Annotated in this window: 23 protein-coding genes; 8 read left to right on the top strand and 15 right to left on the bottom strand. The window is 68.2% G+C overall.

From position 1 onward, the window contains the following. Nucleotides 1-7: 7 nt before the first annotated feature. Nucleotides 8-2,089 (bottom strand): glycoside hydrolase family 65 protein, encoded by a 2,082-nt coding sequence (locus ACODSY_RS10405; RefSeq protein ID WP_488951660.1) that lies wholly within the window; start codon nt 2,087-2,089, stop codon nt 8-10. Nucleotides 2,090-2,505: 416 nt separating this feature from the next. Continuing rightward, the gene (locus ACODSY_RS10400; protein WP_488951659.1) at nt 2,506-3,444 is read right to left on the bottom strand and encodes a PEPxxWA-CTERM sorting domain-containing protein; all 939 of its coding nucleotides are present in this window, start codon (nt 3,442-3,444) and stop codon (nt 2,506-2,508) included. 137 nt (nt 3,445-3,581) lie between these two features. On the opposite strand from ACODSY_RS10400, the gene ACODSY_RS10395 reads away from it, so the two are divergent. Next, nucleotides 3,582-4,577 (top strand): helix-turn-helix transcriptional regulator, encoded by a 996-nt coding sequence (locus ACODSY_RS10395; protein WP_488951658.1) that lies wholly within the window; start codon nt 3,582-3,584, stop codon nt 4,575-4,577. 268 nt (nt 4,578-4,845) lie between these two features. On the opposite strand, the gene ACODSY_RS10390 is transcribed toward ACODSY_RS10395, so the two are convergent. Continuing rightward, nucleotides 4,846-5,094: a DUF6582 domain-containing protein gene (locus ACODSY_RS10390; protein ID WP_488951656.1), complete on the bottom strand. Its 249-nt coding sequence runs from the start codon at nt 5,092-5,094 to the stop codon at nt 4,846-4,848. A gap of 55 nt (nt 5,095-5,149) precedes the next feature. On the opposite strand from ACODSY_RS10390, the gene ACODSY_RS10385 reads away from it, so the two are divergent. Further along, nucleotides 5,150-5,608: a hypothetical protein gene (locus tag ACODSY_RS10385; RefSeq protein WP_488951654.1), complete on the top strand. Its 459-nt coding sequence runs from the start codon at nt 5,150-5,152 to the stop codon at nt 5,606-5,608. Nucleotides 5,609-5,758: 150 nt separating this feature from the next. Here ACODSY_RS10385 and ACODSY_RS10380 read toward each other — a convergent pair whose 3' ends face one another. After that, entirely contained in the window at nt 5,759-6,019 is a 261-nt protein-coding gene (locus ACODSY_RS10380; protein WP_488951653.1) for a hypothetical protein, read from the bottom strand. Between the two features lie 131 nt (nt 6,020-6,150). Next, on the bottom strand, nt 6,151-6,489 hold the full coding sequence (locus ACODSY_RS10375; protein ID WP_488951851.1) for a DUF488 domain-containing protein: 339 nt from the start codon (nt 6,487-6,489) through the stop codon (nt 6,151-6,153). Between the two features lie 883 nt (nt 6,490-7,372). On the opposite strand from ACODSY_RS10375, the gene ACODSY_RS10370 reads away from it, so the two are divergent. Beyond that, nucleotides 7,373-7,780, top strand: coding sequence for a hypothetical protein (locus ACODSY_RS10370; protein WP_488951652.1), 408 nt, complete (start codon nt 7,373-7,375; stop codon nt 7,778-7,780). Between the two features lie 47 nt (nt 7,781-7,827). Here the strand turns inward: ACODSY_RS10370 and ACODSY_RS10365 are convergent, their stop codons facing one another. Further along, on the bottom strand, nt 7,828-10,971 hold the full coding sequence (locus tag ACODSY_RS10365) for a DEAD/DEAH box helicase (RefSeq protein ID WP_488951651.1): 3,144 nt from the start codon (nt 10,969-10,971) through the stop codon (nt 7,828-7,830). Between the two features lie 911 nt (nt 10,972-11,882). Between ACODSY_RS10365 and ACODSY_RS10360 the strand changes: the two genes are divergently transcribed. The 4 genes from ACODSY_RS10360 (at nt 11,883) to ACODSY_RS10345 (ending at nt 15,699) form a co-directional block, all read left to right on the top strand. Continuing rightward, the gene (locus ACODSY_RS10360) at nt 11,883-12,434 is read left to right on the top strand and encodes a hypothetical protein (RefSeq protein ID WP_488951650.1); all 552 of its coding nucleotides are present in this window, start codon (nt 11,883-11,885) and stop codon (nt 12,432-12,434) included. Nucleotides 12,435-12,445: 11 nt separating this feature from the next. Continuing rightward, on the top strand, nt 12,446-13,621 hold the full coding sequence (locus ACODSY_RS10355; protein ID WP_488951649.1) for a zinc-dependent alcohol dehydrogenase: 1,176 nt from the start codon (nt 12,446-12,448) through the stop codon (nt 13,619-13,621). Between the two features lie 420 nt (nt 13,622-14,041). Then, complete coding sequence (locus ACODSY_RS10350; RefSeq protein WP_488951648.1) at nt 14,042-14,806, top strand: histidine phosphatase family protein; 765 nt, start codon at nt 14,042-14,044, stop codon at nt 14,804-14,806. Next, nucleotides 14,803-15,699, top strand: a complete 897-nt coding sequence (locus tag ACODSY_RS10345; RefSeq protein WP_488951647.1) for an NAD(P)H-hydrate dehydratase — start codon at nt 14,803-14,805, stop codon at nt 15,697-15,699. Before ACODSY_RS10350 ends, ACODSY_RS10345 begins: the two co-directional genes overlap by 4 nt. 74 nt (nt 15,700-15,773) lie before the next feature. Here the strand turns inward: ACODSY_RS10345 and ACODSY_RS10340 are convergent, their stop codons facing one another. The 5 genes from ACODSY_RS10340 to ACODSY_RS10320 all read right to left on the bottom strand — a co-directional run bounded on the left by ACODSY_RS10340 (nt 15,774) and on the right by ACODSY_RS10320 (nt 21,466). Continuing rightward, nucleotides 15,774-16,046, bottom strand: a complete 273-nt coding sequence (locus ACODSY_RS10340) for a hypothetical protein (protein ID WP_488951646.1) — start codon at nt 16,044-16,046, stop codon at nt 15,774-15,776. 59 nt (nt 16,047-16,105) lie between these two features. Continuing rightward, nucleotides 16,106-16,915 carry a cyanophycinase gene (locus ACODSY_RS10335; RefSeq protein WP_488951645.1) on the bottom strand — a complete coding sequence of 270 codons (810 nt, stop codon included), beginning with the start codon at nt 16,913-16,915 and terminating at the stop codon, nt 16,106-16,108. A 4-nt stretch (nt 16,916-16,919) separates the two neighbouring features. Then, nucleotides 16,920-17,765, bottom strand: a complete 846-nt coding sequence (locus tag ACODSY_RS10330; protein WP_488951643.1) for an isoaspartyl peptidase/L-asparaginase — start codon at nt 17,763-17,765, stop codon at nt 16,920-16,922. Then, a complete protein-coding gene (gene cphA, locus ACODSY_RS10325) occupies nt 17,758-20,583 on the bottom strand; it encodes a cyanophycin synthetase (protein ID WP_488951642.1) in 2,826 nt (941 codons plus the stop codon). Before cphA ends, ACODSY_RS10330 begins: the two co-directional genes overlap by 8 nt. A 211-nt stretch (nt 20,584-20,794) precedes the next feature. After that, nucleotides 20,795-21,466 (bottom strand): Crp/Fnr family transcriptional regulator, encoded by a 672-nt coding sequence (locus ACODSY_RS10320; RefSeq protein WP_488951641.1) that lies wholly within the window; start codon nt 21,464-21,466, stop codon nt 20,795-20,797. 384 nt (nt 21,467-21,850) lie between these two features. Between ACODSY_RS10320 and ACODSY_RS10315 the strand changes: the two genes are divergently transcribed. After that, nucleotides 21,851-22,291, top strand: a complete 441-nt coding sequence (locus ACODSY_RS10315; protein WP_488951640.1) for a GFA family protein — start codon at nt 21,851-21,853, stop codon at nt 22,289-22,291. A 599-nt stretch (nt 22,292-22,890) separates the two neighbouring features. On the opposite strand, the gene ACODSY_RS10310 is transcribed toward ACODSY_RS10315, so the two are convergent. The 4 genes from ACODSY_RS10310 to ACODSY_RS10295 form a co-directional block, all read right to left on the bottom strand. Further along, nucleotides 22,891-23,124, bottom strand: a complete 234-nt coding sequence (locus ACODSY_RS10310) for a hypothetical protein (protein WP_488951639.1) — start codon at nt 23,122-23,124, stop codon at nt 22,891-22,893. Between the two features lie 82 nt (nt 23,125-23,206). Continuing rightward, nucleotides 23,207-24,175: a methyltransferase gene (locus tag ACODSY_RS10305; RefSeq protein ID WP_488951638.1), complete on the bottom strand. Its 969-nt coding sequence runs from the start codon at nt 24,173-24,175 to the stop codon at nt 23,207-23,209. Further along, the gene (locus ACODSY_RS10300) at nt 24,172-24,891 is read right to left on the bottom strand and encodes a Crp/Fnr family transcriptional regulator (protein ID WP_488951637.1); all 720 of its coding nucleotides are present in this window, start codon (nt 24,889-24,891) and stop codon (nt 24,172-24,174) included. The genes ACODSY_RS10305 and ACODSY_RS10300 overlap by 4 nt, the downstream gene beginning before the upstream one ends. Continuing rightward, entirely contained in the window at nt 24,888-25,142 is a 255-nt protein-coding gene (locus tag ACODSY_RS10295; RefSeq protein ID WP_488951636.1) for a DUF6894 family protein, read from the bottom strand. Before ACODSY_RS10295 ends, ACODSY_RS10300 begins: the two co-directional genes overlap by 4 nt. Nucleotides 25,143-25,415 lie beyond the last annotated feature (273 nt).

Here is a 25,415-nt window from a genome sequence, read left to right as displayed (position 1 = left end):
CAGGTAGCTATCCGGTCCAGGACCGGAGAACCGGGAGGGCGCCTTGGCGGGCCTGGAGGGACATGGGCCGCCCCCCGAGCCAGATGCGATCGACCTCGATGGCGGACCAACCCCTGGGAAGGACGGTGGGCTGACCGGTCTCGAGTGCGGACTCCGTGGACCATGATCGCAACCCGGCAAATCCGAAGAGCAGGCCGGTCAGGAAGCCGCCGATGTTGGCGAAGAACGGGCCGGCCCGCGGCTGTTCGGGAAAGCGATCCGCACGGTATTCCAGCGTCTGGCTGAAGCGACCTTGCACGAAGCGCCCGTAGCCCTCGTCGAGCCACTTCAAGGCCCCGGTTCGGTCGCCCAAGCGCGCAGCCCAGGCGCCGTAGAGCGCCGACAGCATTGGACTGCCGATGTAGTCATCGGCGAGGTTGAGGTAGAATTCGAGCGTCGCGGCCTCGTCCGCGTGCGGTAGGATGTAGCCGAACGGGAAAACACCCATCAACGGGTCTGGGGTCGCACCCTTCTCTTCGTCGCGTCGGTAACCATCGTGCGAGACGACCACTTTGCCGCGCCGGGAGAGGACCATGCGCTCAGCTATTTCGGACCAGGCCTGAGGTGCGGAAAGCCCGAGGCGCTGCGCGGCGTCGACGGCGTCGCGCAGGACCACGGCGGCCGCCATGTTCGTGAACGTCGCGTTCGCCACCGGCTTCTCACGCTCCGCAATGCCCATGGACGCCAGGATCTCGTAGCCCCGGTCCGTCTCGTCGGCGCGGGAGGTGATCCAGTCGGCGACGCCCGACAGCACGGGCCAGGCTTGCACCCTAAGGAACTCGTCATCGCCTGTGTGGCGCGCGTAGACGGCAAAGGCGTGGGCGACGTCCAGCGAGACATGGTCCTCGTGCCAGGCGGCGGTGCCGGGAACAGGGGCGCTCTCCTCGCCGCTGCGCGGCGCGCTCTCCCAAGGAAACTGCACCCCGCGACGACCGAACAGACGCGCGTTGTTCCGGGCGCCGCGCAGCGAGCGGCTGCGGTAGTCGAGGAGGCTCAGGGCGGCGTCGGGTTGCAAGAGGCAGAGCGGGGGAACCGCGAACGCCTCGATGTCCCACATCACGTGCCCGTAATAGTAGTGATAGTCGTGCCAGGTGGCCAAGCCAAAGATGGACGTCGAGGCGGGCGAGGCGCGGTGCACTGAGCAGTTGAGATAGAAGACGGCGGCGTCGGCCAACGCCTGCCATTGCGGCGAAGCGTCAACGAGCCGGATCCGCCCCTTCCACAGGTCATCCCAGACCTTCCGGTTGGCCGCCCGCAGGGCGTCGAACCCGTCACGCGCCGCCTTCGCCGCGAGGCGGGCCGCATGCTGGTCCGGGGACGCATGCATGACATCGGGGACCAAACTTACGATCTGGCGCAGCCGCAGGGTGCGGCCGGCCCTCACCCGGACGCGCAGTTCGGTGTGGAACTGGCCGTACTGAAATGCCGGACGTCGGCGCTCGAGTTCGTCGACGCCCCCGACGAGGGCGAGGGACGCCATGCCGCAGGTCGAGAGGGCGCCGCGGGACTGCCACAGGAGGGCGCCATCCACGGCCGGTTCGTCTTCTCCCGGCGTCTCGCGGGTCTCGCGGACGAGGCGGCCGTCGGCGGCGCGCGCGTCGATCGTGGCGCGGAGCCGCACGTCGCCCGCCTGCGCAGGCGTGATCGCGATCTCCTGGCAGGCCAGGGTCGGGTCCTGCCGCGAACAGAAGGTCAAGACCTCGACCGCCGCTTCGCGGCCATCGAGAGCGATCCGGAACCGACTCGTCAGCTCGCCTGCGCTGAAGTCGTAGTCCTGTTCGAGGCCGGTGATCGCGGTGTCGGAATCCGACAGCCAAGCCTCGCCCAGCCGGATGTCCGCGGCGAGAGGATAAGGCGCGTTCGCGGCCGCCTCGACGCGCCGCGTCGGGTGCTCACCGCTGTAGCCGCTGAGGAGCGCCATGCCGGCGCGAAGCGCCATGGGGCGGACGCGCAGCCCGATCACGCCATTGGCGACATAGGCCGGCAATTCACCGGCCAGGTCGCCCTTCGCTGTCGCTGGATTGATTGGGCGGCGCGGGGAAGCGGGCATAGAGCACACGGGGTTCGCGATGGGGAGAGATGTCGTTAGGACGCAATAGGCTCGACCCGGGTTCCGTATGCCGCCCGAGGTTGCGTCTGAACGTCCGCTCCCGCACTGATCCCAACGTTCGCTCCTGTCGCTATTCGGACACCCCACTTCTGGAAGACAGACCTCCTTCGCGCGCGCCGCGCTGTCAGCTCCTTGCGCGATCCGGCCGTCAGGCGTGCGTGAACTCCCATCGTTTCCCCTAGCGGGAGCCGAGAGCGGCCCGGATGTCGCCAGGCAACGCCACTGGCGAAGTCGCGGGCCATGCGGCATCTCCTCCGAGCACTGTCTCCGCTCGGCGACGACAAACGGCTGTCGGGCCCGCTATCGCGGTCGGCGCCGCTCGAGACGGCCGCCATTCAGATGTCCGGGACCTCTCGTCAGGCCGCCGCGACTTGGGTCCGCTTGCGCAGCGCCCGGACGACGGAGCCGACCAGGCCGAAACCGGCGATCATGAGCGCCCAACTGGCCGGTTCGGGGACGGCGGCTGAGGTTTGGAAGCCTCGGACGAAGTCGAAGCCGGTGTCGGGGCTGAGGGCCGTGTAGTCCGTGACATCTTGTCCGCCCACCATGAGCTTGCTGATCCCTTGCCAACTCACGGTGTGTCCGAGATCGCTGGTGAAGACGGCGTCATTGTAGCCAAACCCGCCGGCGCCGGCGGACGCGATCGTCTCGACGCGCAGGATTACGTTAGCGGTCTGGCCAAAGACGACGTCGAAGGTGACGGTGCGCAGGCCGAAATTGGCGCCCGATGTGATGAAGCCGTTCGTCGCATTGCCTTGGCTGGAGTAGGCGTCGACATAGGATTGGCCATTCAGGGCCGTGGTGGCGCGCCAGAAAACCGAGCCGTTCCAGAAGTCGCCGCTGTAGACGCCCCCGGCCGAGCCGGAGACGAAGATGTCGGCCGTGATGGTCGCGACGGTCCCATCGGCGAAGGCGTCGGACCGGAGCAGGAAGTTGTCGTTGTACTCGGCATAGGCGCTCGACGTGCCGAGCGCCGAGGTGCAGCAGCCGACGGCAAAAGCTTCGGCCTTGGCCGTGGTGTAGGCGTGGACCGCGCCGACCTGAGCCTTCGCGTCGGCGAAACTGGAGGCCCGCGCCGATTGATCGGCGGCCCGGTCGGTCGCGCTGAACGATGAGGTCTGGGCGGGCGCATCGGCGCGGATGTTCTTGGGATCGCCGGGTCCGGGTGTCTGGATCGTCCCCGAATCCGCCGTCGTGCTGACAATGAACAAGGCGGCCGCAGCCTGGGTGGACGAAAAGGCTCCGAGGGCCAGCGCCAGGACCGGCGCCGCTGCGCCGAATGGAAAGCGTGTCATCGTGCACCCCTGTACGGACCGAGGACGCACCCGCCCCTTGCTGAAATGAGCGCTCCGGGGGACGGAGGATCAATAGTACGAACATTCTATGGCGCGGCGGCTTGACGGCGTACGGCGCGTCCCGTTGCCTTCCAGCCGTGAACATCAGGGTGCCAAAGCGTGTTCAGGACGCCGTCGCCGAGATCTATCGGGGCGTCCTGCGCGATCCTATCGAAGCGTTCAAAGAGACGACCTTAGGCAGGATCGGTGCGCTCGTCCGGTTCTCCTCGGCGGTCTGGGGATCGGGCGTCCACTCCAGCAACGAGATGCTGAGCTTGAGCGCCATCGATCGGCCGATCGACTGGCTGCTGACCTATGCCGCACGCTGGCAAGCGGAGGACTTCCTTCGCGGCGCTGCGGTGACTCGGCCGGGGGTCGCCTTCCGGAACGAAGACGTCATGCGGCCGCCAGCCGACTTCCGGCAAACCGCCATCCATCGCGAGTTTTCCAGCCCCGGCGGGGTGGAGCACGCCATGATGATCGTCGAGCACAACCCGGTCACGGACCTTGCGGAAATCATCTGTCTCTTTCGGGCGGACGCCAGCGATCCGTTCCGTCACGACGACAAGGCGGTGCTTGAGCACTTGGCCCCGCACATGGTGGCGGCCTGGCGCCAGTCGCAGCTCGCCCACCATTACCGCGCCGCCGTGGCGGGTGCGGGGCTCGGCCTTTCGGGCCATGAGAGTTATGCCGTCACGGATGCGCAGGGCTTGGTACATGCCGCGGGAGAGGACTTCTGCTTGGCGCTGAGAGACGTCTCGCCAGGGTGGCAGGGCCCGCGCTTTCCTCCGATCTTGCAGGATCTCATCGGCGGGAGCCGCAGCGCGGTCGTCATCGGCGACTACGAATTCGCGGTCCGACGCGCGAACGAAAGACGACTGTTCGCTGTCTCCAGACGGGTCGGCGCCTTCGGATTGACGCCCGCGGAGACGCGTGTGGCCCGGCTCTATGCCGAGGGCCTTTCGCAGCGCGACATCTCGCTGCGCCAGGGCGTCAGCCCAGCCACCGTCCGCAACCAGCTGGCGTCGGTCTACCAGAAGCTGGACGTGCATTCGAAGCTGGAGCTGCTGCGGGCGTTGAATCGAGAGGCATAGGTCCGGCAGCGAAGGCGGGCATTGCGTGGGGAAGGGGGGGCGTCTGTTTGCCGGCCAGACTCCAATACCTTCCATTGGCGCAGGAGCGACCCTGAATCGGTGCGTCGCCCAACATTGCGGCGGTCTACGCAGCGCACCGAGAGTCTCAACAGTGTTGGAGCGAGCCTCCCGACTGGCCGGCAGGGCGCGACGACGCTGCGGCTTGCCACCGTCCGCCTGCGGGCCTGGTCCCAGTGCCGGTTCCTGTCGCAATCGCCGCGCGGTCAGCTCAAGCCTTCGGCTTGCCGAGTTCGCGCCAGCTCCGCTCGTCGAGCTCCACGTCGAACTTCTTCGCGGCAGCAGTGATGCGCTTCCACGCCTTGTCGCGCTCCGCGTCGGTGACGTCCTTCACCTGGTCGAACCTGGCCACGGCATTGCGAACGTGGCTGGCGTCCTCCAGCGGCTCCTTCCTCTGTTTCGGAAAGGCATACTGACGCGAGCCCAGATGGTCGCGGTCGGACTGGTCAAGCTTGCTCATGGCGGATCCTCTGTACGCTCCGACGGCCCAACGCCCGAGACGGGCGCGGGCTCCGATGGCCGCTCCCGACGCTGCGGACGGCTGCCCATGCCCCGCCGCATGGCGGGGTCCCTCGTGGGACGACACGGCCGACAATTTCCCGCCTGCACGGAATGAACACGCTGCCTGGTCGAAGTTTTCGATCGGGCGGTGCAAGCTCGCGGCTGTTGAAGCGATGGAGCTGAACATGCGGGAGACTACGGTTCCGAGGCGGGTGGGACGCTGGCGTCTGGCGACGTGGTCGATCGCGGCGGCGCTGCTTCTGGCGCCGGCGATCGCAATGCAGATCACATCGGATGTGAGATGGGGACCGGGTGATTTCCTCGTCTTTGCCGGCATGCTCGCAGCGGCTTGCTGCGCGTTCGAACTGCTGCTGCGAATTCCACAGCGACGCGCCTACCGGGTCGCCGGCGCGCTCTCGATCCTCGCGATCTTCCTGCTCGTGTGGGCCGAACTGGCCGTCGGCGTCTGGTGATCACCTCGCCGCGCGTTCCCAAAGCGGTCGCGACGCCGCGCGGCGATTGATCGAGAGGCCGACCCAAGTCGGAGGAATGACCGTTTGTCGGCGTGATCTTAACACCAGCTCCCTGCGCCCAGGCGTCGTCGTCGTCGGACCGCCGGTCCCTCACTTGCTGGAAACTCCGCGCCCACCGTGGGCGCGAAATCTCTCCGACATCGCTCGTTGCCGTTCGCTCACGTCGTATCCAATCCGTACGTACGCGGAGATTAAGCTGCCGAAGCGACGGATGTAGGTGTTGGGCGACCGCGTCATCTTGGAGGCTTCAATGAGGCTTGAGCTGAGCTTGCCCCGCGCGGCGAAGAGCCGGCGCAATTCCGCCAGCAGTTCCTCGTCCGTGGGTGCCCGAGTCCTGTGGTCGGCGCTCATGCGGCCATCAAACCAGGAGCTGCACGCGATGGCGAGCCCGAGCTTCGCGCGCCTGCCCGTTGAGTGTCCAGGCCGACCCCAGTGACGCCCTGTGCGAGGAGCCGACGTCAGACCTTTTCCACGGCCAAGTTTCAGAGACGAGTGGGCTCGGAACCGGCGGCCTCCCCGCACGCTGATGTCTCTCCGCGCGAAGAGGGCGGGTAGAGGATGGACCTGTCGGGCTGGACCATAGCGCCCGGTGTCAGCTGCGCCGGCTCCAGCCGTCCTTCGCCTATGATGTGCCGTACCGTCGTGCCCCGCGCCAAGAGATAGTCGGCGATGATCCTCCGGTGGCATCGCCACCAGGCGGCCTCCGCGCACATGAGCGCCGCGGTCCGTCGCTCCCCTTCATCCAGCAGACGGCTGAGCCCATCCTGGAAGGGCGTCGTGAGCGCGTAGTCCGCGTAGTTGCGGAAGCTGCGTTGGTCCAGTGCAGGCGGCCACCCAATCGACCGTCAGTCACCACCGACCTCGCCCAGTCAGGGCCAGGCCGGCGTCCGGCCGCGAAGCGGACCTACCGAAGGACCGAGAGGGGTGGAAAGGGGACCTTCGGCCTACTGTTGGTCGGAGAAAGGTTCGACCGAGCCGTCGGGGTTCAGTCTGAGCATCGCCGCTGCCACGCGCCCCGAAGAAGTGCAAGGCGCGGCTTGCGGTGGGACGACGGCGAGGATGTTCCGGGAAATGTCCACAGCAGTTTCCGCTGGGCAGTGATAGCCGCTCACATCAAATGGCCGCGGCGCCCGCCATCGCCAATGGTAGTTTGCTTTGGTCTCTAGGTTGGCGACCGGATCGAGGCCGAGTTGCGATAGCTGTTGAACCCTCTCCGAAACCCATGGCGGCACAGCTTCTGGAGCTGTCTCGGGGCTTGGGGCGGTGCAGGCTCCCAAGGCCACGAACGCCAAGGTCATGGCTGTTTTCGAAAGTACCGCTCTGAGATCCATTGGCCCAGGTTCTCAGCTCGGAGTTGAAGGTCCGCTAAGCGTTGGTTTCGGTCGGAAGACCAGGGCCGCACAGCGGACACTGGTCGCCAGCGCCTACGAGCGGATCCTCGCGACCTCGCGGAACGCATGAACCGCGTGAAAATGCGGGAATGGTCCGCACTGCCGAAGTTCCGAACCACGACGTCTTGTGTCGGATTTCGTCCCACGAAGCCGACGTTGCTCGTCGGGAACCTTAGTCATGTCGGTCACATGCACTCAGCCCAGGCGCCTGAGTGGACGGGCTGAGGCCCGCCCGAGCAATACGGGCGGGGAATGGGTTGGCCTTCGAAGCGCTCGATGGATCCCGCACGCGGCAAATGTATTTGTCCCATCGATGCCGAATGACGTTGATCGCCTGCTGGCGCGCGCCCCCCTCCTTGGGGCGGGTCCTTCCCTGGGCCGCATATTCAGCGTCGTGTGCGAGAGCTGGCTTCTTAGCGAGGACCCACAGCAGGTCTCGCCGCGGACGGACCTCCTGGCCAGCCGCCGCACGGCCCTGGAAGCCGCCGACCTCGCGCGCGATGCCGCCGAAGCCTTCGCCCAGCATGGATTTCACAAGCGGTCGGGGGCCTGGTGGGGCTCCGATGGCGTGCGAGTCCATCGCTTCGCGGTCCGCGTGCGGCGGGCCGCGGGCGGAGGCATCCTACTCAGCACCGTTGCCGGAGCGATCGGCGCGGTCGCGACCGTCACCTTGCTTAACGGCGCGCAGAAGGCCCGGAAGAAGGCGCGCAGTCGCGCCTAGCCTTCGCGATGCCATTGCCGGATCGCAGTTGGTCGCAAGCGTCCCCCTCAAACCGGAAGGGCAGAGGCACCTGAGCGTATTGGCCCGCGCGCGAGGTACGCCAGCAATCCCAGGACCTGGTCGGCCCGCGCGACCCCTTCCGGGACGTCGCCGCGCCAGATCAGGCGGTCGCCGGACACCTCCAGGCCGGCCCCTGCGGGGGCGGGATGCTTCGCGCCAGGTTTGGGCGTGAGGGCGATCGCCTTCGGGCCGGCGTCCACCCTCAGCACGTTCGCCGCCAAGGCGCGTACCCTGATCCGCGCGATGACCAGGAGCATCTCGGTTTCCGGAGGGGGCGGACCGAACCGGTCCTCCACCTCTTCCGCGAACGCATCCACATCCTCCTCCGCCGTAAGCCGCGTGAGGCGCGCATAGAGGTTCACGCGGATGGTGGCGTCGGGGACGTAGCTTTCCGGGATCGAGCCGGAGAGTCCCACGCTCAGCTGTGGCGTCCACTCCGGGCCGCTCAACTCGCCCTTCGCCACGCGGACGGCCCGCGAGAGCAGGCGCTGGTAGAGCGCGGTGCCGATCAGCTTCACATGTCCAGCCTGGTCATCCCCGACGAGGTCGCCCGCGCCCCTGAGCTCCAGGTCGCGAGCGCTGATCGCGAGACCCGAACCAAGCCGATCGAACGCCTCCAGGATGGAGAGCCTGGCGCGGGTCGCCTCCGGCAGATCCGAGTCAGCTTCGTGGAAGAGGTAGGCGACCCCCTGGGATCTCCCGCGCCCGACACGGCCCCGTAGCTGATGGAGCTGAGCGAGGCCGAACAAGTCGGCGCGAGTGACCAGCATGGTATTGGCGCGGGGAACATCGAGGCCGCTTTCGATGATGTTCGTGGCCAGCAGGACATCGCCATCGCCGGATGCGAAGCGGACCATGACCTCGTCCACGTCTTCGGGCGCAAGGCCCCCATGCGCGACATATGTGATGAGTTCCGGAGCAATCCGCCGTAGTTCCTCGGTGAGAGCCGCGATGTCCTCGATCCGGGGCGCCACCACAAAGCTTTGGCCGCCCCGGCGCCGTTCCCGCATCAGCGCCGTGCGCACGGTGGCCGGATCGTACGGCGCGAGGAAGGTTCGGATGGGACGCCGCCGAGCGGGGGGCGTGGCGAGTATGCTGACGTCCTCGATCCCGACCATGGCGAGCTGTAGGGTCCGGGGGATGGGCGTCGCGGTCATCGTTAGCAGGTGCGCCTGCGGCGCGAGCTCGCGAAGCTTCGCTTTCAATTGCGCTCCGAACCGATGTTCCTCGTCGATGATGACGAGGCCGAGCTTGGCGAAGCGCACGTCTGCCGCCGCGAGGGCGTGCGTGCCCACGACGACACCGATCGCGCCATCCGCGAGGCCCTGCTTGGTCGCGGCGGCTTCGTCGGTGGAAACCAGGCGCGACAGCCGGGCCACCTGGACCTCCGTCCCGGAAAAGCGGCGGCGGACGCTTTCGAAGTGCTGCCGAGCGAGGACGGTGGTGGGAGCGATCAGCGCCACCTGTAGCCCGCAGAGCGCCGCCGCCGCGGCGGCGCGCAAGGCGACCTCGGTCTTCCCGAAGCCGACGTCGCCACAGACGAGGCGACTCATGATGCGCCCCGAGGCCATGTCGGCGAGCACGTCCTCGATGGCGGCCGATTGATCCGGAGTCTCCGGATAGGGGAAGCGCGCGGCCAACCGCGCATAGGCCATCTTCGGCGGTTGGATGATCGGACCGCGCGTCTGCTGGCGGGCCTGGGCCAGGGCCACGAGGTGCTCGGCCGTGCGATCGATGTCCGCGCTGAGTTCGGCGCGACGCTTCGCCCAGGCCTCGGTATGCAGCCGGTCGAGGCTTACGGCCTGGCGTTCGGCGCCGTAGCGCCAAATCCTCGCGAACTCCTCCACCGGGACCAGCAGGCTCGCGCCGCCGTGGTATTCCACCCGTAGCGCATCCCGGACCTCGCCCTCGACGTCGACGCGCTCGAGCGCCGTGAAGACGCCGAGACCATGGTCCTCATGGATCACCACGTCTCCCACCCGCAGGTCCGGGTCCGCCGCCAAGCTCATGGAGGCCGAGGTGCTCTCACGACGTGCTGCGCGCCCGCCCAGAACGTCGGCGGCGGCGATGACCGTCAGGTCAAGGGTGGGGTCCGTGAAGCCTGTGTCGATGTCGGCCTGCAGCGCCAGCAGGGCGCCACGCGGCGCCGCGAGCGCTGCCGCCCAGTCGGCGACCGGCGCGGGAGTGTTGTCCAAGCCGCGCTTGGCGGCGCGGAGGAGGGGGCGCAATTCGTGCGCCAAGCCGGTCAGCAACACGCGCCGCCCCAGCCCTAGAGCCCCTGCGACATGGTCCGAGAACGCCCGGCCGGGATTGCGGGACTGCGCGAACCTGGGGACGGCCTCCACCTTGGCGGCCTTGAGCTCCACCGTCGTTCGCCGGGCCAGGGCGGCGCGAAGGGCCTTGAGGGTGAGGTACAGCTTGCCGGGCGCGAGCAGTTGCTCGTCTGGCTCCGCCAGAGATGAACGCGCCTCATGGGCCTCGGCGACCTGTTCAAGAAAGTTCACGGCGCGGTCGAACGCCTTCGGATCGAACGCGACACGGGCCCGCGGCAAGGCGTGCAGGACGGTCGACATCTTCCCATACACGTCCGGCGCGCGATGTTCGGCGCCCGGCACGCGCGGCTCCGAAGCATCGGACAGGACCAATTCGGAAGCTGGGCCGATCGACGCTGCCTCGACCGGATCCTCGGAGCGTTGGCTCAGCGGGTCGTATCGCTTGATCTCTACAATCCTGTCCTCGCCATCCAGGCTTATGCGGAGCGGGGCGTCCGCAGCGGCAGGGAAAATGTCCACGACCGTGCCCAGGATCGCGATCTCACCCGGCTCGTCGATCCGATCGTCGCGGACATAGCCGGTCCGCCTGGCGAAGGCTTCGAGACCGTCGCGGTCGATCACATCCCCTTTCCGCAGATGCAGAAAGGCGGACGGCAGCATCTGCGCCGGGGCGACGCGCTGGAGGAGCGCTTCCACGCTGGCCACCAGGATGCGGGGTCCTGCAGCGGGTTCGCCGAGGGTCGCCAGCACCGCCATACGGCGGCCCATCACCTCGCGGGAAGGCGAAGCCCGGTCGTAGGGCAGACAGTCCCAGGCCGGCAGGACCAGAACTTCGATGTCAGGCGCGAACTGACGCAAGGCGCGCGCGATCTCGTCCGCGCGACGATCACTTGAGGCGACGTAGACAAGTCCATCGCGCTCCGCCGCGCGGCCGGCGTCAATCAGGGCCTGCGCGCACCACGCCGCCGGCGGCTGCGTGGACCGCGCGCCAGAATCCGGTGTGGCGGCGGGCCCTGGTGCGAGCGGGGCGTCCGCATGGGCTCCCGTGAACCGTTCTTCCGTCCCCGCCGTCCGATCCATGGCTCGCCCTCCGCGGGGCCCTGAACCCGCTCCGACCCGCTCTGTTCCGAATGGAGGCAGCGCACGCGGCAGTTGGGCGCAAACGGCAGGCCACGCGTCCATTGGGATCACGGAACTGCGACGCCCGCCGTTCGCCAAGCCCGAGTCGCGCACTCTCCACACGTCGCCACGACGGCGTCCCAGGTCCCTGAGCCCGTCAGGGACTCAGGGGCCCTCCGCGGCGTGCCCGGAAACGGGGGCGCCCGACGCCGGCAGCGCGATGTGAGCCCCGGACGCCGCTGCGCCGTGCGGCAAGCAGACCCAACGTGAAGCTCCAACGATCGCGTATCTCGCCGCGCCGGTGCTGGGGGCGCCGAGGGCGCTGCCGGGGCTTGCACTCGTGCTCGCCTGGGCCGCGGTCGGCTTGGCAAGCTGCAATGCTGGGTCCGGAGACGGCGGCGCCTCCAGCGCGCGGACGAGGCCGCGTCAACGCCACGGGCGCCGGCTGGCTACGCGACCGCTCCGCAAGCCGCAGCCCACCACTCCAGCGCCTGACGCGGTTGGCCCTCGCCAGGCGCTGGATGGTCGTCCGCTCCCGCCGCACGCCTTGCTTGGGTTCGATACGCACTCGAACGATCCGACCATCAATTCCGAAACCCGGGAACAAAGCGGCGCGTGAGCGACTGACGGTCACTGGACAGGAGAGCGACATGAGCCTCGAGACCTCAAAGCCGAAGGCGCGCCGGCGCAAGTCGGGGGCGGATAGGCCGGCCGGCTTCCACGAGGCTGCGCCGAGCGCGACGGCCGCGCCGGCGACCGCGCCCACTCGGGTCTTCACCTTGCCAGGCGGCAAGACCATGACCCTGTCGACCGATCGGGTGCGCGCCACGCCGGCAATCTCGCCTCAGATCTCGTTCGCGCTCGGCCAGAATGCGCTGGGGCTAGGCCTCTGGGGTCTGTTCGCGCCCAAGGGGGTCAACAGCTTCCTCGGCCTCACCAACAGCCCTCAGGCGACCCAGGCCTTATTCGGCGCTCGCGAGCTCGCGACGGGAATGGCCCTGTTCTCGGACCCGACCCGGGCCAGCGCTCTCTGGGCGCGCGTCGCGGGAGACGCCTTCGACATCGCCCTGCTGAGCCGGCTCACGGGGCGCGCCAACCCTAAGCACAAGAATGCGCGGCTGGCGCTGGGCGTGGTGCTGGCGGTCACGGCTCTGGACGTGTTCGCGGCCCTACGAATGTCCAACGTCAAGCGGTCCGGTTGAGGAGAGGCGGAATGAAAGCAATCTGCTGGCAAGGCAAGAAGGACCTCCGCTGCGAGGAGGTCCCCGACCCGATCATCGAAGATCCCAAGGACGCGATCGTTCGCGTCACCTCCACCTGCATCTGCGGCTCGGACCTGCATCTGATGAACGGCTTCGTGCCGACGATGTGCGCCGGAGATGTGATGGGGCACGAACCGATGGGCGAGGTAGTGGAGGTCGGCGCCGAGGCTCGGGCGCGCGGCCTGAAGGTGGGCGACAGGGTTGTCGTCCCGTTTCAGATGATCTGCGGCGAATGCGAGCAATGCCGGGCCGGCAACTACTCGGTCTGCCAAGTCACCAATCGGAACGCCGATCTGGCCAAGGCCTTCTTCGGCGACACGACCGCCGGCCTGTTCGGCTATTCCCACATCACCGGCGGCTACGCCGGCGGACAAGCGGAATACCTGCGGGTCCCGTTCGCAGCGACGACACTGATCAAGGTGCCGGACGTCGGCGAGGACGAGAAATATCTGTTCCTGAGCGACATCCTTCCCACCGGCTGGCAGGCTGCGACCTACGCCGACATCCAACCGACCGACACCGTGGCGGTCTGGGGATGCGGTCCGGTCGGCCTGTTCACGATCCAGTCGGCGATCGTGCAGGGGGCGCAGCGCGTGATCGCGATCGATGATGTGCCCGAGCGACTGGAACTGGCGCGCGGTCTTGGGGCCGAGGTGCTCGATCGCAGCGAATACAAGGTTCTCCCCTCGCTGAAGGCCATGACCGACGGTCACGGTCCCGAGAAATGCATCGACGCGGTGGGCATAGAGGCGCACGGGCCCACAGCCGTTCTCGAATTGATCGATCGGGTGCAGACCGCGCTGAAGCTGGAGACCGAACGCCCGATTGCGCTTCGCGAGGCCATCATGGCCTGCAAAGCAGCGGGAACGGTCTCGATCCCGGGCGTCTATGGCGGGCTGTCCAATATGATCCCGATGGGCGCGCTGATGAACAAGGGGCTGACGGTGCGGACCGGCCAGACCCATGTGAAACGTTGGAGCGACGACCTTCTCCGCCGGATCGACGACGGTGAGATCGACCCGACCTTCCTGATCACGCACACCGTGCCGCTGAGCCGCGGGCCCGAGATGTACAAGACCTTCCGGGATAAGCAGGACGGGTGCGTGAAGGTTGTCCTCAAGCCGTAAGCCGAGCGACCTCCTCAAGTCCGGAAAGGACAGGGCAAGCTCATGGCCCTCGTCGCGACCGCCGGCCGGGGCCGTATTGTCGAAGATGCTCCTTCGGCGGCGACGCTGGCGCAAGGTGGTCCGCGCGAGGGGAGGTCTTGGCCATGTCGCTGACCAAATATCCGGGGCGACTTCACGATCTGCCCGGGATCGGCCTGGAAGCGCGCGCCTCCCGCCGGTTCGGTCTCCTGCGGAGTCTCGCGACTGGTTTTCCACGGTGGGTGTTCCGGACTGGACGTCGCGGCTCTCGGGCACGAAGCCCGGTCTCTCGGCGCCTCGCGACGCACCGCCGGCGATGGTCCCGTCCCGTCGACTGACCTTTCCGCCGATCGGGTTTGGGGCCGCCGAGAACCGTTCGGCCGGAACGGGCGTTGGCGCAGCATGAGTTCAAGATGGCCGCAGCGCCTATGGATCGTCCGTCACGGCCAGAGCGCCGGGAACGTCGCCCGAGATGCGGCGCACGCGGCCGGGCTCGACCGGATCGATATCGGCGCCCGCGACGTGGACATAGCGCTCAGCGAACTGGGTCACCGGCAGGCGGAGGCCCTCGGCCGCTGGTTCGCAGCGCTTCCGGCCGGCGAGCGGCCGGAGCGTATCCTGACCTCACCCTACCGGCGCGCGGTCGAGACGGCCGCCGCCGTGTGCGAGGTCGGCGGCCTCGCGCACGGCGGGGAACTGGCGCTGGCGGACGAGCGGCTGCGGGAACGGGAGTTCGGCGTCCTGGATCGACTGACGCGTCAGGGCATCCAGACCCTGCATCCGGAACAGGCCGCGCTGCGCCAGGCTATCGGCAAGTTCTATCATCGGCCGCCGGGCGGCGAGAGCTGGTGCGATGTCATTCTGCGGCTGCGCAGCGCGCTGGACAGCATGAGCCTTCACCACGCCGGCAAGCGGGTGTTGGTGGTCGGCCACCAGGTGGTCGTGCTTTGCCTCCGGTATCTCCTCGAGGAGTTGACCGAGCAGGAGCTGATGAGGATCGACGCCGAAGGTGACGTGGTGAACTGCGGCGTCACCGAATATGTCTTCGATTCCGCCTGCGGCGCCGATGGCGGCCTCCGGTTGGTGCGCTATAACTTCGCGGCGCCCCTGCAGGCTGAAGGTGCGCCCGTGACGTCCGCGCCCGATGCCCCGGTGGCCGCCCGATGAGCGCGCCGGCGCCCATAACGCTCGAGGGGCTGTCGTCGTTTCCCTTGCCCGCCCTCGGCGCATCGACGGACAAGGAGCGGCGCGGGCGGCTCCTGGTCGTGGGCGGCGGCAGTCTGGCGCCTGGAGCGGTTCTCCTCACCGGGATGGCCGCGTTGCGCGTCGGCGCGGGCAAGTTGCAGATCGCCTGCGCCCGGCGAAACGCGCCCGCGCTCGCCTTCGCAGCGCCGGAGGCCGCCGTGCTGTGCGCGCCCTGCACGCGCGAAGGAGATTTCAAGTCCAAGGCTGCCGCGGTGCTCGCGGACAGGGTCGCGGAGGCCGATGCGCTCGTGATCGGCCCGGGCCTCTCGCGCCCCGACCGTGCGGGCCGTCTCGCGGTTGACCTGCTGGAGCATTTGCCGGTTCGCGCCGGCTGCGTCGTGGATGCTGCGGCAATGACCGGCCTCGATATCGCGGCCGCTTCGGTTCGGTCGACCGCCGGGCGGCTCGTGCTGACCCCGCACGCGGGAGAAATGGCGAAGTTGGTCGGCCAGGATCGCGGCGACGTCGAAGCTGATCCGCTCTCCTGCGCCCGGAGGCTTGCGGGGGACGCCGGCGCCGTCGTGGTGATGAAGGGCGGCGACAGTTACATCGTGACGCCCGATGGTCGTGCGTGGCTGCATCAGGGCGGTGTGGTGGGGCTCGCGACCTCGGGCTCGGGCGATGTCCTGGCTGGCTTGATCGGCGGGCTGCTGGCGCGCGGCGCCTCGCCGCTCACAGCGACCCTGTGGGGCGTCTGCCTCCACGGCGCCGCGGGCGCGCGGCTTTGTGCGCGCGTCGGCCCGCTGGGATTCCTCGCCCGGGAACTGCCGACCGAGGTCCCGGCGCTGCTCATGGCGGCGGGCGGCGCCGGCTGAGGGCCAGTGCGCGCGCATGGCTGCCCGTTCGAGACGCGGGCATCGAGGGCGCGAAGCGCCCGGCCCGGCCGGGCTCAGGGCGGGTCGCCGGCGTCCATCCGATCTTCGGTCCGCCTGGGGTTCCAGACCTTCGCGGTCCGATTGCCGGTCCGCAGTTCACCCCTCGGCGACCCGATCGCGCTGCTCGCCGCCCCCGACGCCTCCCGATCGTGGATCGCCTGGAAGTCGTACCGGCGGATGATCCGAATGGTGTCCGACAGGAAACGTAGCGAGTGGGCCTCCCACGCCGAAGTGTCTCCCTCGGGGAAGCTGGCGAAGCCGTTAGAGGCGCAGCGGGCACGCGTCATGGGCGCCACACCTTTCAAGGCCGGGTCGAGCATGGGGCTGTCTGCGCTGTTTCGGCCCGCTACAAATGGGAACCCCGCCTGTGAGGTCCGGACGGCCCGGCCTGGGGCCGGCGGGTAAGCAAGCAGAGCTCGTCGCCGGCGCTGAGCACGTGCAGCACGACGTCGTGCATCGACAAGGCCTGCTCCGTCTCGCCCTCGGCGATATTGGAATGGGTGAGCGATGCGCCGTCGACGCAATAGACCGCGCCGGCTCCGATCACCCGCATTCGCGCGCCATCGATGACCACCGCGGTGTCCTCGTCGATGCCGACGCCAAGCACACGCGGATTGTGGGCCACCGCCCCCAGCAGGCGACCGATCCGCCCACGCTCGGCGAAGTGCTGGTCGATGATCATGTTGCGGACCAAGCCCAGCCCCGGAGCCATGTGCAGGTCTCCGATGCGGTAGGATTCCTGGTTCGCGCCGCGGACGAGCATGGTTTCGCTCATCATGGACGCGCCGGCCGAGGTGCCCGCGACCACGCCGCCGTCAGACAGGAGCTTGCGGACCGCTGCCTCGACCGGCGTATCGCCGATCTGGCTCGAGATCCGCAGTTGATCGCCGCCGGTGAAGAAGACGCCGGATGCCCCTTCGAACACCTTGAGCTTCTCGGCGTCCGCCGCTTCGGGGCGTTCCCGGACATAGAGCTCGCGCAGCTCCTTGATACCGAGTTCGGCTAAGGCGCGCTGATAGGATTCGAAATAGCCCTCTGGCTCATGGCTCGCGACGGTGGCCAGGACCATGACCTCGCCGCGCATCTGTCGGACGACCTCCTTCAAGATCGTGCGCTTGCCCTCCTTGTCCTCGTGGCCACCGATGGCGATCAGCACACCCTCAGCCACGCGCAGTCTCCATTCCTGCGATCTCCACATGCAGGATCGGCGACGGGCCTCGGGCCCATCCGATCGCGAACTGATCGCCCGTATGGCTCCATCCGATCCGGCCCGTCCTGTCCATGGCGATCAGTCCCGCGTCGCCGCCGACGCGGGCGAGGTGGCGCAGTGCGGCTTCCACCGCGGCCTGAGGCGACTGACTGGCCTCCAACGCCATGATGGTGCGCGCCGCCAGTAGGGTGCGGCTGATGCTCTCGCCAACGCCCGTTGCCGCGACCCCGCCGACGACGCTGTCGGCGTAGAACCCGCAGCCAGGCAGGGGCGTGTCGCCGACCCGACCTGGTGGGGCGTCGGTCAGGCCACCCGTCGACACGGCCACGGCGATACGCCCCGCCGTGTCGCGCGCGACGCAGCCGACGGTATCGCCACCAACAGATGCGGACGGCTCGAGCGCTGGCGCGCGCGCGCGCCGGGCCCTTCTGTCCCCCGCAATGAGCGTCTCGCGCGCGTCCAGCAGGCCGCGGGCGGTGCGGATGGGATTGTCGACATAGCGTGCAACGCAGACGCCGCCGATGGACAGGTCCATCCCATCCATGATCGCGGCGTCCATCTCGATCGAGCCGTCCGCGCGTCGGACCGAGCCACGCCCGGCGTTGAAGGTGGGATCGTCCTCCATCCGCATCACGGCGGCTTCGACGGCATCCAATGCGGAGCCGCCTGACTCCAGCCAGCCGACCGCCGCGCTCAGCGCTGCACTAAGCCCCGCGCGGTTCGGCTCGAGCTGGTCACGGCGGATCGGTTTGCAGCCGCCATGCAGGATGACGGACCAATCGCTCCGCTCAAGCATGCCGCACCCAGGACGCTGTCTGCGCCAGCATCGCTGGAGGTTCCTGCGCGGGTGCAGCCCGCCGCAGCATCTCCGGCGGCGGTGTCTCTTCGGGTCTCTTGGTCGCGGTGAACCGCAGGACATGACGCCACATCTCCTCAACCTCTGTGGGAGTGAGGACGACGAGATCGCCGGGCCGCGCCATGCTCATGCAGGCATCGGCGGCGGCCAATTCGTCGGGCACCCGATGAATGCGGTGCGGCTGAGCGCCGGCGCGTTGTGCGCCATCCGCCATCAGGGCGATGATCTCGCCCTCCGCACGGCCGCGGCGGCCGGGATCCTCCCGCAGGACGATCTCGTCGAAGGTATGGGCGGCGATCTCGCCCATAGCCCGGAGATCCTCGTCGCGGCGGTCGCCCGGCACGCAGACCATGCCGATCTGGCGGCGATAGGTGTGGCGCAGCTTCACTAGCAGATCGCGCAGCGCCATCAGGCCGGCGGGGTTGTGGGCGTAGTCCATGATGACCCGGAAGCCGTGTCCGTCGAAGATGTTCAAGCGGCCGGGGTTCTGCTCGTAGGAGGTGCCGAAGGTGGCGAGCGCCAGGCGCACCGTCGGCAGCGACGCGCCGCCGCCGATCGCCATGGCGGCCGCGGCCAGCGCATTCTGCACATTGAACTCCGCCAGGCCGCCCAGAGTGGCGGGGATTTCGCCGGCGCGCATCAGGAGCCGGCGGCGCCCGTCATGGTGGACCACGATCTCCCCGCCTGCGCCATCCGCCTCCCGCACGACCGCGAGGCCGCCCCGCTCGACATGCTCCCGCAGGAAGGGCGGCATCGCCGTTCCACCTCTCAGGGAGAAGAACGCCGGCCGCCCACCCGCGCGGCGGCGCATCCGCGCGACCAGCACATCATCGGCGTTGAGCACACTGGCCCCTGAAGGTGCGACATTCTCCACCACGACGGACTTGACCCAGGCCAGATCCTGCACCGTCTCGACCCCCTTCACGCCGAGATGGTCGGGCGCGATATTCGTCACCGCGCCCACGTCGCAGCGGTCGAAGGCGAGCCCCTCGCGCAGTAGGCCGCCGCGCGCCACCTCGAACACGGCCGCCTCGACCATGGGATCGCGCAGGACCATCCGGGCGCTGCGCGGTCCCGAGGCGTCGGCCTTCATGACGAGATCGGAGTTGACGTAGACCCCGGACGTCGTGGTCAGGCCGACCGTGCGGCCTTCCTGGCGCAGGATGTGGGCGAGCATGCGGGCGGTGGTCGATTTCCCATTGGTGCCCGTCACCGCATAGATCGGGATGCGGCCGACGTCGCCATGCGGGAACAGCATCCGGACGACGGCGGGCGCGACGGGCCTCGATCGCCCCTCGCTGGGTTCGAGGTGCATGCGGAAGCCGGGCGCGGCATTGACCTCGACGATACCTCCGCCGAACTCGCGGCAGGACTTCGAGATGTCCGGGCAGACAAAATCGATGCCGGCGATGTCGAGGTCGAGCGTCATAGCGGCCCGCACGGCGATGCAGACGTTGTCGGGGTGGATGTCGTCCGTGCGATCGACCGCCGTGCCACCCGTGGAGAGGTTGGCCGTCGTGCGCAGCATCATGCGTTCGCCCGGCTGCGGAACGTCGCGGAGGTTGAGGCCTCTCGCAGCCAGGAAGGCTTCGACAGCAGCGTCCACCCTTATGCGCGTGAGCATCTTCTCGTGGCCTTCGCCGCGCCGAGGGTCGCGGTTCACCTCGTCGATCAGGGCCGCGATCGATCGGCGGCCGTCTCCGACGACGTGGGCCGGAATCCGCTCGGCCACGGCCACGACCTCCCCGTTTACGACGAGAATCCGGTGATCGTTGCCCTTGAGGTGCTGCTCGACCACCACGCGGGGGCTGACGGAAGCCGCCAACTTGAAGGCGGCGCGGATGGAGTCCGGCTCAGTGAGATCGGTCGTCACGCCGCGACCGTGGTTGCCGTCCAGCGGCTTTACGACGACAGGTCCGGCCAGCCGGCCGGCTTCCTGAAGGGCTTCGTCAGCGGTCCGCACCACCGCGCCGCGGGGCACTGGAACGCCGGCCTGAGCGAGCAGGGTCTTGGTGAGGTCCTTGTTTGACGCGGTGTCGACGGCCACAAAGGATGTGCGGCCCGTGATGCTGGCGCGGATGCGCTGCCTGCGCCGTCCCCAGCCCAACTGAACCAGGCTGCGATCATCCAGGCGCATCACGGGGATTCCCCGCCGCCGGGCTTCGGCGACGATGGAGCCCGTGGTCGGCCCAAGGCCTAGCCTGCGCTCCAGGCGACGCAGTCTTTCGACCGCCGTCGCGACGTCGAAAGGCTGCACCGGCGCCTCGCGGGACAGGAGATCGAGCCCGACCAGTCCCTGGCGTTCCGGCGGCAGCAAGCCGTGCGCCAATTGCAGCGCAAAGCGGCCCGCCAGCAGCCCGACCTCTTCCTCGGCATATTCGAAGAGGATGTCGTACCGCCCGGGTCGGCCCTTCACCGAGCGGGTCTTGCCCATGCTGACACTGAGTCCGGCCTGTGCCTGGAACTCGATGGCGACATGTTCGACCACGTGGCCAAACCAGGTCCCCTGTCGCAGTCGTTCGACGAAGCCGCCGGCGCGCTTCAAGCTGCAGGCATGACCGTCGAGGCCGGGCAGGGCCTCGAGCAGCGCCGTATTGAATCCTTCGAGGGTGTTGGAAGGCCATGCCTCGAGCGCGCCGAGGTCGATCCGGATGCGCACCATCGGAACAGGGCCATAGATATGCGGCCCTCTGTAGACTGCACGCTCCAAGACTTGGACCGGGCCGGTCGGCTCCGAAGCATTTGATGCGATAGACACACGTGACCTCCGACACTCTGGCTCACCCGGAATGGCGGACCCCGTGCGGCGTTCCTCGCCGTATCAAATGAGAAATATCTGAATTCATTCGTGTTTCGTCGAAGCATCGAGCGCGCCTCAACGAGGTGACGATCGGCTCATCCTTCGCCGCGAACTGGCGGATCGTCGGCGGTACCGGCGCGCGGCTCTTCTTTAGGTCGGAGATGCCGCTTCAGTCGAAGCGTCGGGAACCTGCAGCCACGCGGAGTGCCGGCAGGTCGGGAAGGACGGCCCATCCGTGCCTAAGCTCGGCCAAACCGTCGCGGCGCAATTGCTGCAATGTGCGGTTGACGTGAACGACGCTTATGCCGAGATGATCGGAGATCTCTTGCTGGGTCACGGGCAGGGGCATTTTCCGGCCGCTCGTCATCCCGGCCGCCCTCAGGCGCTCGAAGAGGCCGAGGAGGAACTCGGCGGTTCGCTCCCTGGCGTTCATGCGACCCAGCCCAATGATCTGGTCCAGCATCTGCCGGTTCCGCGCGTCGAGGGCGACGCGAATCTCCAATTGCGCGGCCTCGCGGGCATCGGTGGCGGCAGTACCGTCTGCCACCACCTCCGTCATCCGCAGCCTCGTAACGGCGCGGACGCCCGTGGTCGCCCGACCATCCAGCCCTGGGATGCCGGTGATGTCGCCGGGCAGCAAGAACCGCACGATCTGCACACGGCCGTCCGGAAAGGCGTATTCCTCCGCGCCCCATCCGGCGCGGACGATCGCCGGCCGAGTGGCCGCTCCCATCTCCACCGCATGGAAGCCTGCCGGGTAGGTCGTCCCGACGCCCGAAGGCCTCTCGCCATCACCACGCCGGGCTGCGCCCCGGGCGTGCGACTGTTGATTGTGCAGCATTCCGTGTCCCTCGCGCTGGAGGTGACTTTGCGCGCGACGGCGCCGGCGCGTTCATCAACTAGATCAACTCCGCGCCCGCTTTGCAGCGGGCCTGACCGCGTGTGCTGGGTCGACTAACATCTGTGTGGCTGCGCAACGTGGGGTCGTGAGCGCAGTTCCTTGGTTGCGGCCGCAGGGCCCATCTAGATGATTGGGGAGGCTCCGAGATGCATCGGGAGGCCTGGCGTCCTCGGCCTTGGTCCCTTGCCTCCGGCTTGAAGGCCGGTGCGTGGGGCAAGCCATGAGCGTGGCGGGCGTCGCTATCAAAAGTAGTGGTTCTCAACGGGGCACGGGAAATCGCCTTGCGGCGTGGGGCCACCGAGCTCGATATGGGCTTCGCTCAGGATGACGGCCTCCGTTCAGCTCGCCGGCGGTTGTGGCTGTGGCGCGATCCGGTACGAAGCTCGGGCGATACCCATCGACCCGGGCTACTGCCACTGCGAAACCTGCCGGCGTGCGTCGGGCGCCCCAGTGCTGGCCTATGCCAGCGTGCCCGCTTCCGCCTTCAGCATAACTCGGGGGCAGTTGAGAATCTGGCGGTCATCGTCATTCGGCCAGCGCGGCTTCTGCCAGGCCTGCGGCACGCAGCTCACCATGCAGGTCGACGCCCAGCCCGAGATTATCGACTTCACGCTGGCCTCTCTCGACGACCCGTCGGCCGTTACGCCGCGGTTCCACATCTGGACCCGCAGCCGGATCCCCTGGTTCGAGATCGCCGATGAGAAGCCCCGATACGCCGCCAACCGCGCGGGCACGGCAGGGACCGTCGACGCGGAAGCCTCATAGTCGGACCAGGAGCGCCGCTGCTTGGCGGGCCGAAGGTCCTCGATTTTCCATCGCACCGGGAGAGACGCTGGGGACGTAACCGCGCGGGCCAACAAAGCCATGGACCAGCCTGCGCTCGGCTCTCGCCGCTGGAGCTGCGCTCGGCGGACGCTCAACCCGATCGCCTAAGGATGCCCGCGTGTCATCCGTCCTCGAACCGCCGGGTTCGGGGCGTGGCCGCCCCTGGGAGTGCAGCGGAAAGCGCGCGGCGAGGTCAACGATGTGCGAGGATGCCGCCCAGGGTCGCGACGCCTCGACCGCCTTACAGCGGCAAACCCGGAGGCGCCCAGGCCCCCCGCTCGCCGGCAGCAAGGGCGAGCTCGCGGGCCATGGCCCAACGTCCCTCAAGCCTCGCCGTCCCCGACGGCGCCATGGTCTCGCAAAAGCGCCGCAGGCCGCGGCTATACCGACCTTGCTTCCGGTCGCCCAAGGACATCTTCAAGCGCGCCCGTCGACACGATCCAACGTCCTGCGGGCTCGCGGTTGGCGGATTCACAAGGCATGCGGGGCGCAGGCCGGTTGCGAAAGCGCCGGCCTGCGGTTGGAACCGGGGCGCCGGGTCAGGCGTCTTCGCCCGGCCTGGCGTTGTGTTCGGTTTGGTCCGGGGTGCCCTGCTTGCCCGACTGGCCGAAGCTGTCCTGGCTCGTTCCACCTGTGGGGGACTGGCTCGCAAGATTTGCGCCGCCGCTCCCCTGGGGATCGTGATGCTTCTGATGCGACTGCGGCTCCGGCTGCCGTTGCTGGGGGTTGTCGGCCTGCTGTTCCGGGCGGCGCGTCGGGTCCTGATCTGACATTGGCTTCTCCTGAGGTGACCCTAGCCAAACGGCCTGCCGCCGTTCCGGTTGGAGCCTCGCCGTAGATGGTGTCCAGAGGCTGTTAGCGCCTTCTCGCAACGGCTCCGATTGCGGCGATACGCTCGACAGCGCCATAGGCGGGGCGCCGTAGTTCGCCGCCGAAGATGTCGGGATCGATCTCGTCGTATCGTAGGTCGCACCCGTGGGCGTCGGCGGCGGTCTGCAGGGCGTCGCGAAGGCCATCGCCGCCCTCGATGATCGGCGCGCCCGTGTAGAGAAGCAGGCGGCCGCCAGGCGCCAATTGCTGCATCGCCTCGACGGACCACGCGAGGGCCATGTGCGTCCCAAGGTTATCGCCGCCATCGCTGTGGAGACGTCCCGAGTCCGCGATGAAGGGCGGGTTCGCCAGGATCAGATCGAAGTCGCCCAGGCCCTGGCCGAGGCCCGCCATCTCGCGTGTGCTCGCGGTGACGCCGGCATGGGCCGCATTGAGGCGCGCGAGGCGGAGGGCCGCAGGATTCAGGTCGGTGAAGAGCACCTCGCCGATGTGAGCGCAGGCCGCGGCGACGATGCCACCGACGCCCGCCCCAGCTCCGATGTCGCAGGCTCGCGCCAAGATCGGGTCCGCCAGGAGTTCAGCGCGGATGAAGCGTGCGAAGCGATAGCTGTCGGGGCCGAGGAAGACGGCGTCCTCGTTACGCGCCGGATAGGCGGAATGCAGGAAAAGGCGTTCCTCGACTCGAGATATCCGCACCGTCGATCGCCGGCGGCCCTCGGCGTCTACGAGCGCGCCGGCCTCGGCTAAAAGGCCTTCGAGCTCGCTATCCAGCCTGCCGGGATCGAAAGGCAGGCTCCAGCCGAAGACGTCCCGCAAATTTCCAGCCCGAGCGGCCTCGCGCCGGGCACGAACCGTGCGGATCGTTGGGTTGAGCGGGGTGACGAAGTCGTAGCCCCGCCGTTCGAGCTCGGCCAGCAGGGCCACCAACGCGGTATCTGCCGCGTTGTCTTCCACATCACCGGGCTCGCTGTTCGCCGAGACCTCCCGCGTCATCGGCTGCGTTTCTCCAGATAGAGGTATGTCGGATCGAAGCCTGACGCCCGTCGCAGCCGTGGGCCGTCGAAGATGGTTGCGCGGCCCCGACTGAGCTCGACAAGGCGATCGTCCCGCAGTTCCTTTAGGGTGCGGTTCACGTGGACGGTCGTGAGCCCAAGGCATTCGGCGAGCGTCTGTTGGGTCAGGGCCAGGGGGTAGCCCTGCTCATCCGCCAGGCCGACCAGCCGGAGGCGCGAGTGAAGCTCGCAGAACAGGTGCGCGATCCGCTCCAACGCCGAGCGACGTCCAAGGGAGACCTCCCATTCCCGGTGGATGGCGGCGTCCAGGTTGGTCGTGAACCAATAGACCCGCGCGAGATGGGGGTACTGCTCGGTTACCCGCAAGATGCGATCATGCGGAACGATGGCGATGGAGCAGGGGGTGAGGGCGACGACGTCGTGGTCCAGCCGCTTCAGGCTGAAGCCATGAAGATCGGTGAAGTCGCCGGCGACGTGCAGCTCCGTGATCTGGCGGCGGCCGTCGGCCAAGTCCTTCTGACGGGCGACGATCCCGCCCAGCAACAGGATGCTGACATCGAGCTCCTGACCGGCCTTGACCAGAACCTCGCCTGCCGCCACCGGCCGCATCTCGGCGACCATCGCCCGGATGGCGGCTTCCTCCAGTGCGCTGATGTCATGGCGCGCGCGCAGGCGCATGAGGTGACGCTCGATCATGCTGCGCCTGCCGGCAGGCGAAGCTCGATGGCGTCGCCATAGGCAACCGTCGCGAGGAGCTGCCCGGAAGGGTCCGTGATTTCGATCCGCCCACGCAGATCTAGGAAACCTTCCCGAATCTCGGAGCTCAGGATCGACCGGATGCCCAGGATCGCCTGCTGTTGGGCAGAGGCCAGGTCGTCCAATTCCTGACCTGGCTCATCTGGGATCGCGCCGGAACCGTTGAGGATATTGAGATGATAGCGAGGCATGACCGTTCGCAAACGCCGGCCTTTGCGCTGGGCTCCGCGCCCTAACGCAGGATGGAAACCAGCGCTTCCCCTCCCAGACTGCGGAGCCCCTCATGGCGGCGTCGGGGGGGGGCGAGTGCGTGCGCGAAGCGTCGGCGATCAGCATCAGCGTGGCGCTTTGGTGGACCAAGCCGGCATCAAATCGCATGAGCAGCCCGCGAACCGCCATGCCTAGAATCCATACGCGCCTCGGCCGTAGCCGAAACGTGATCTGGCCGCAGCGCGCGATGCGGT

The sequence above is a fragment of the Phenylobacterium sp. FG114 genome (assembly GCF_057809855.1).
The sequence above is the reverse complement of the archived record's forward strand: the minus strand, read 5'-3'. Positions and strand labels throughout refer to the sequence as shown.

What these genes read in the sequence shown, in the direction of transcription:
- ACODSY_RS10405 (WP_488951660.1), bottom strand. Translation starts at nt 2,089, where the DNA reads ATGCCCGCTTCCCCGCGCCGCCCAATCAATCCAGCGACAGCGAAGGGC.
- ACODSY_RS10400 (WP_488951659.1), bottom strand. Translation starts at nt 3,444, where the DNA reads ATGACACGCTTTCCATTCGGCGCAGCGGCGCCGGTCCTGGCGCTGGCC.
- ACODSY_RS10390 (WP_488951656.1), bottom strand. Translation starts at nt 5,094, where the DNA reads ATGAGCAAGCTTGACCAGTCCGACCGCGACCATCTGGGCTCGCGTCAG.
- ACODSY_RS10385 (WP_488951654.1), top strand. Translation starts at nt 5,150, where the DNA reads ATGGCCGCTCCCGACGCTGCGGACGGCTGCCCATGCCCCGCCGCATGG.
- ACODSY_RS10380 (WP_488951653.1), bottom strand. Translation starts at nt 6,019, where the DNA reads ATGAGCGCCGACCACAGGACTCGGGCACCCACGGACGAGGAACTGCTG.
- ACODSY_RS10370 (WP_488951652.1), top strand. Translation starts at nt 7,373, where the DNA reads ATGCCGAATGACGTTGATCGCCTGCTGGCGCGCGCCCCCCTCCTTGGG.
- ACODSY_RS10360 (WP_488951650.1), top strand. Translation starts at nt 11,883, where the DNA reads ATGAGCCTCGAGACCTCAAAGCCGAAGGCGCGCCGGCGCAAGTCGGGG.
- ACODSY_RS10355 (WP_488951649.1), top strand. Translation starts at nt 12,446, where the DNA reads ATGAAAGCAATCTGCTGGCAAGGCAAGAAGGACCTCCGCTGCGAGGAG.
- ACODSY_RS10350 (WP_488951648.1), top strand. Translation starts at nt 14,042, where the DNA reads ATGAGTTCAAGATGGCCGCAGCGCCTATGGATCGTCCGTCACGGCCAG.
- ACODSY_RS10345 (WP_488951647.1), top strand. Translation starts at nt 14,803, where the DNA reads ATGAGCGCGCCGGCGCCCATAACGCTCGAGGGGCTGTCGTCGTTTCCC.
- ACODSY_RS10340 (WP_488951646.1), bottom strand. Translation starts at nt 16,046, where the DNA reads ATGACGCGTGCCCGCTGCGCCTCTAACGGCTTCGCCAGCTTCCCCGAG.
- ACODSY_RS10330 (WP_488951643.1), bottom strand. Translation starts at nt 17,765, where the DNA reads ATGCTTGAGCGGAGCGATTGGTCCGTCATCCTGCATGGCGGCTGCAAA.
- ACODSY_RS10320 (WP_488951641.1), bottom strand. Translation starts at nt 21,466, where the DNA reads ATGCTGCACAATCAACAGTCGCACGCCCGGGGCGCAGCCCGGCGTGGT.
- ACODSY_RS10315 (WP_488951640.1), top strand. Translation starts at nt 21,851, where the DNA reads ATGACGGCCTCCGTTCAGCTCGCCGGCGGTTGTGGCTGTGGCGCGATC.
- ACODSY_RS10310 (WP_488951639.1), bottom strand. Translation starts at nt 23,124, where the DNA reads ATGTCAGATCAGGACCCGACGCGCCGCCCGGAACAGCAGGCCGACAAC.
- ACODSY_RS10305 (WP_488951638.1), bottom strand. Translation starts at nt 24,175, where the DNA reads ATGACGCGGGAGGTCTCGGCGAACAGCGAGCCCGGTGATGTGGAAGAC.
- ACODSY_RS10300 (WP_488951637.1), bottom strand. Translation starts at nt 24,891, where the DNA reads ATGATCGAGCGTCACCTCATGCGCCTGCGCGCGCGCCATGACATCAGC.
- ACODSY_RS10295 (WP_488951636.1), bottom strand. Translation starts at nt 25,142, where the DNA reads ATGCCTCGCTATCATCTCAATATCCTCAACGGTTCCGGCGCGATCCCA.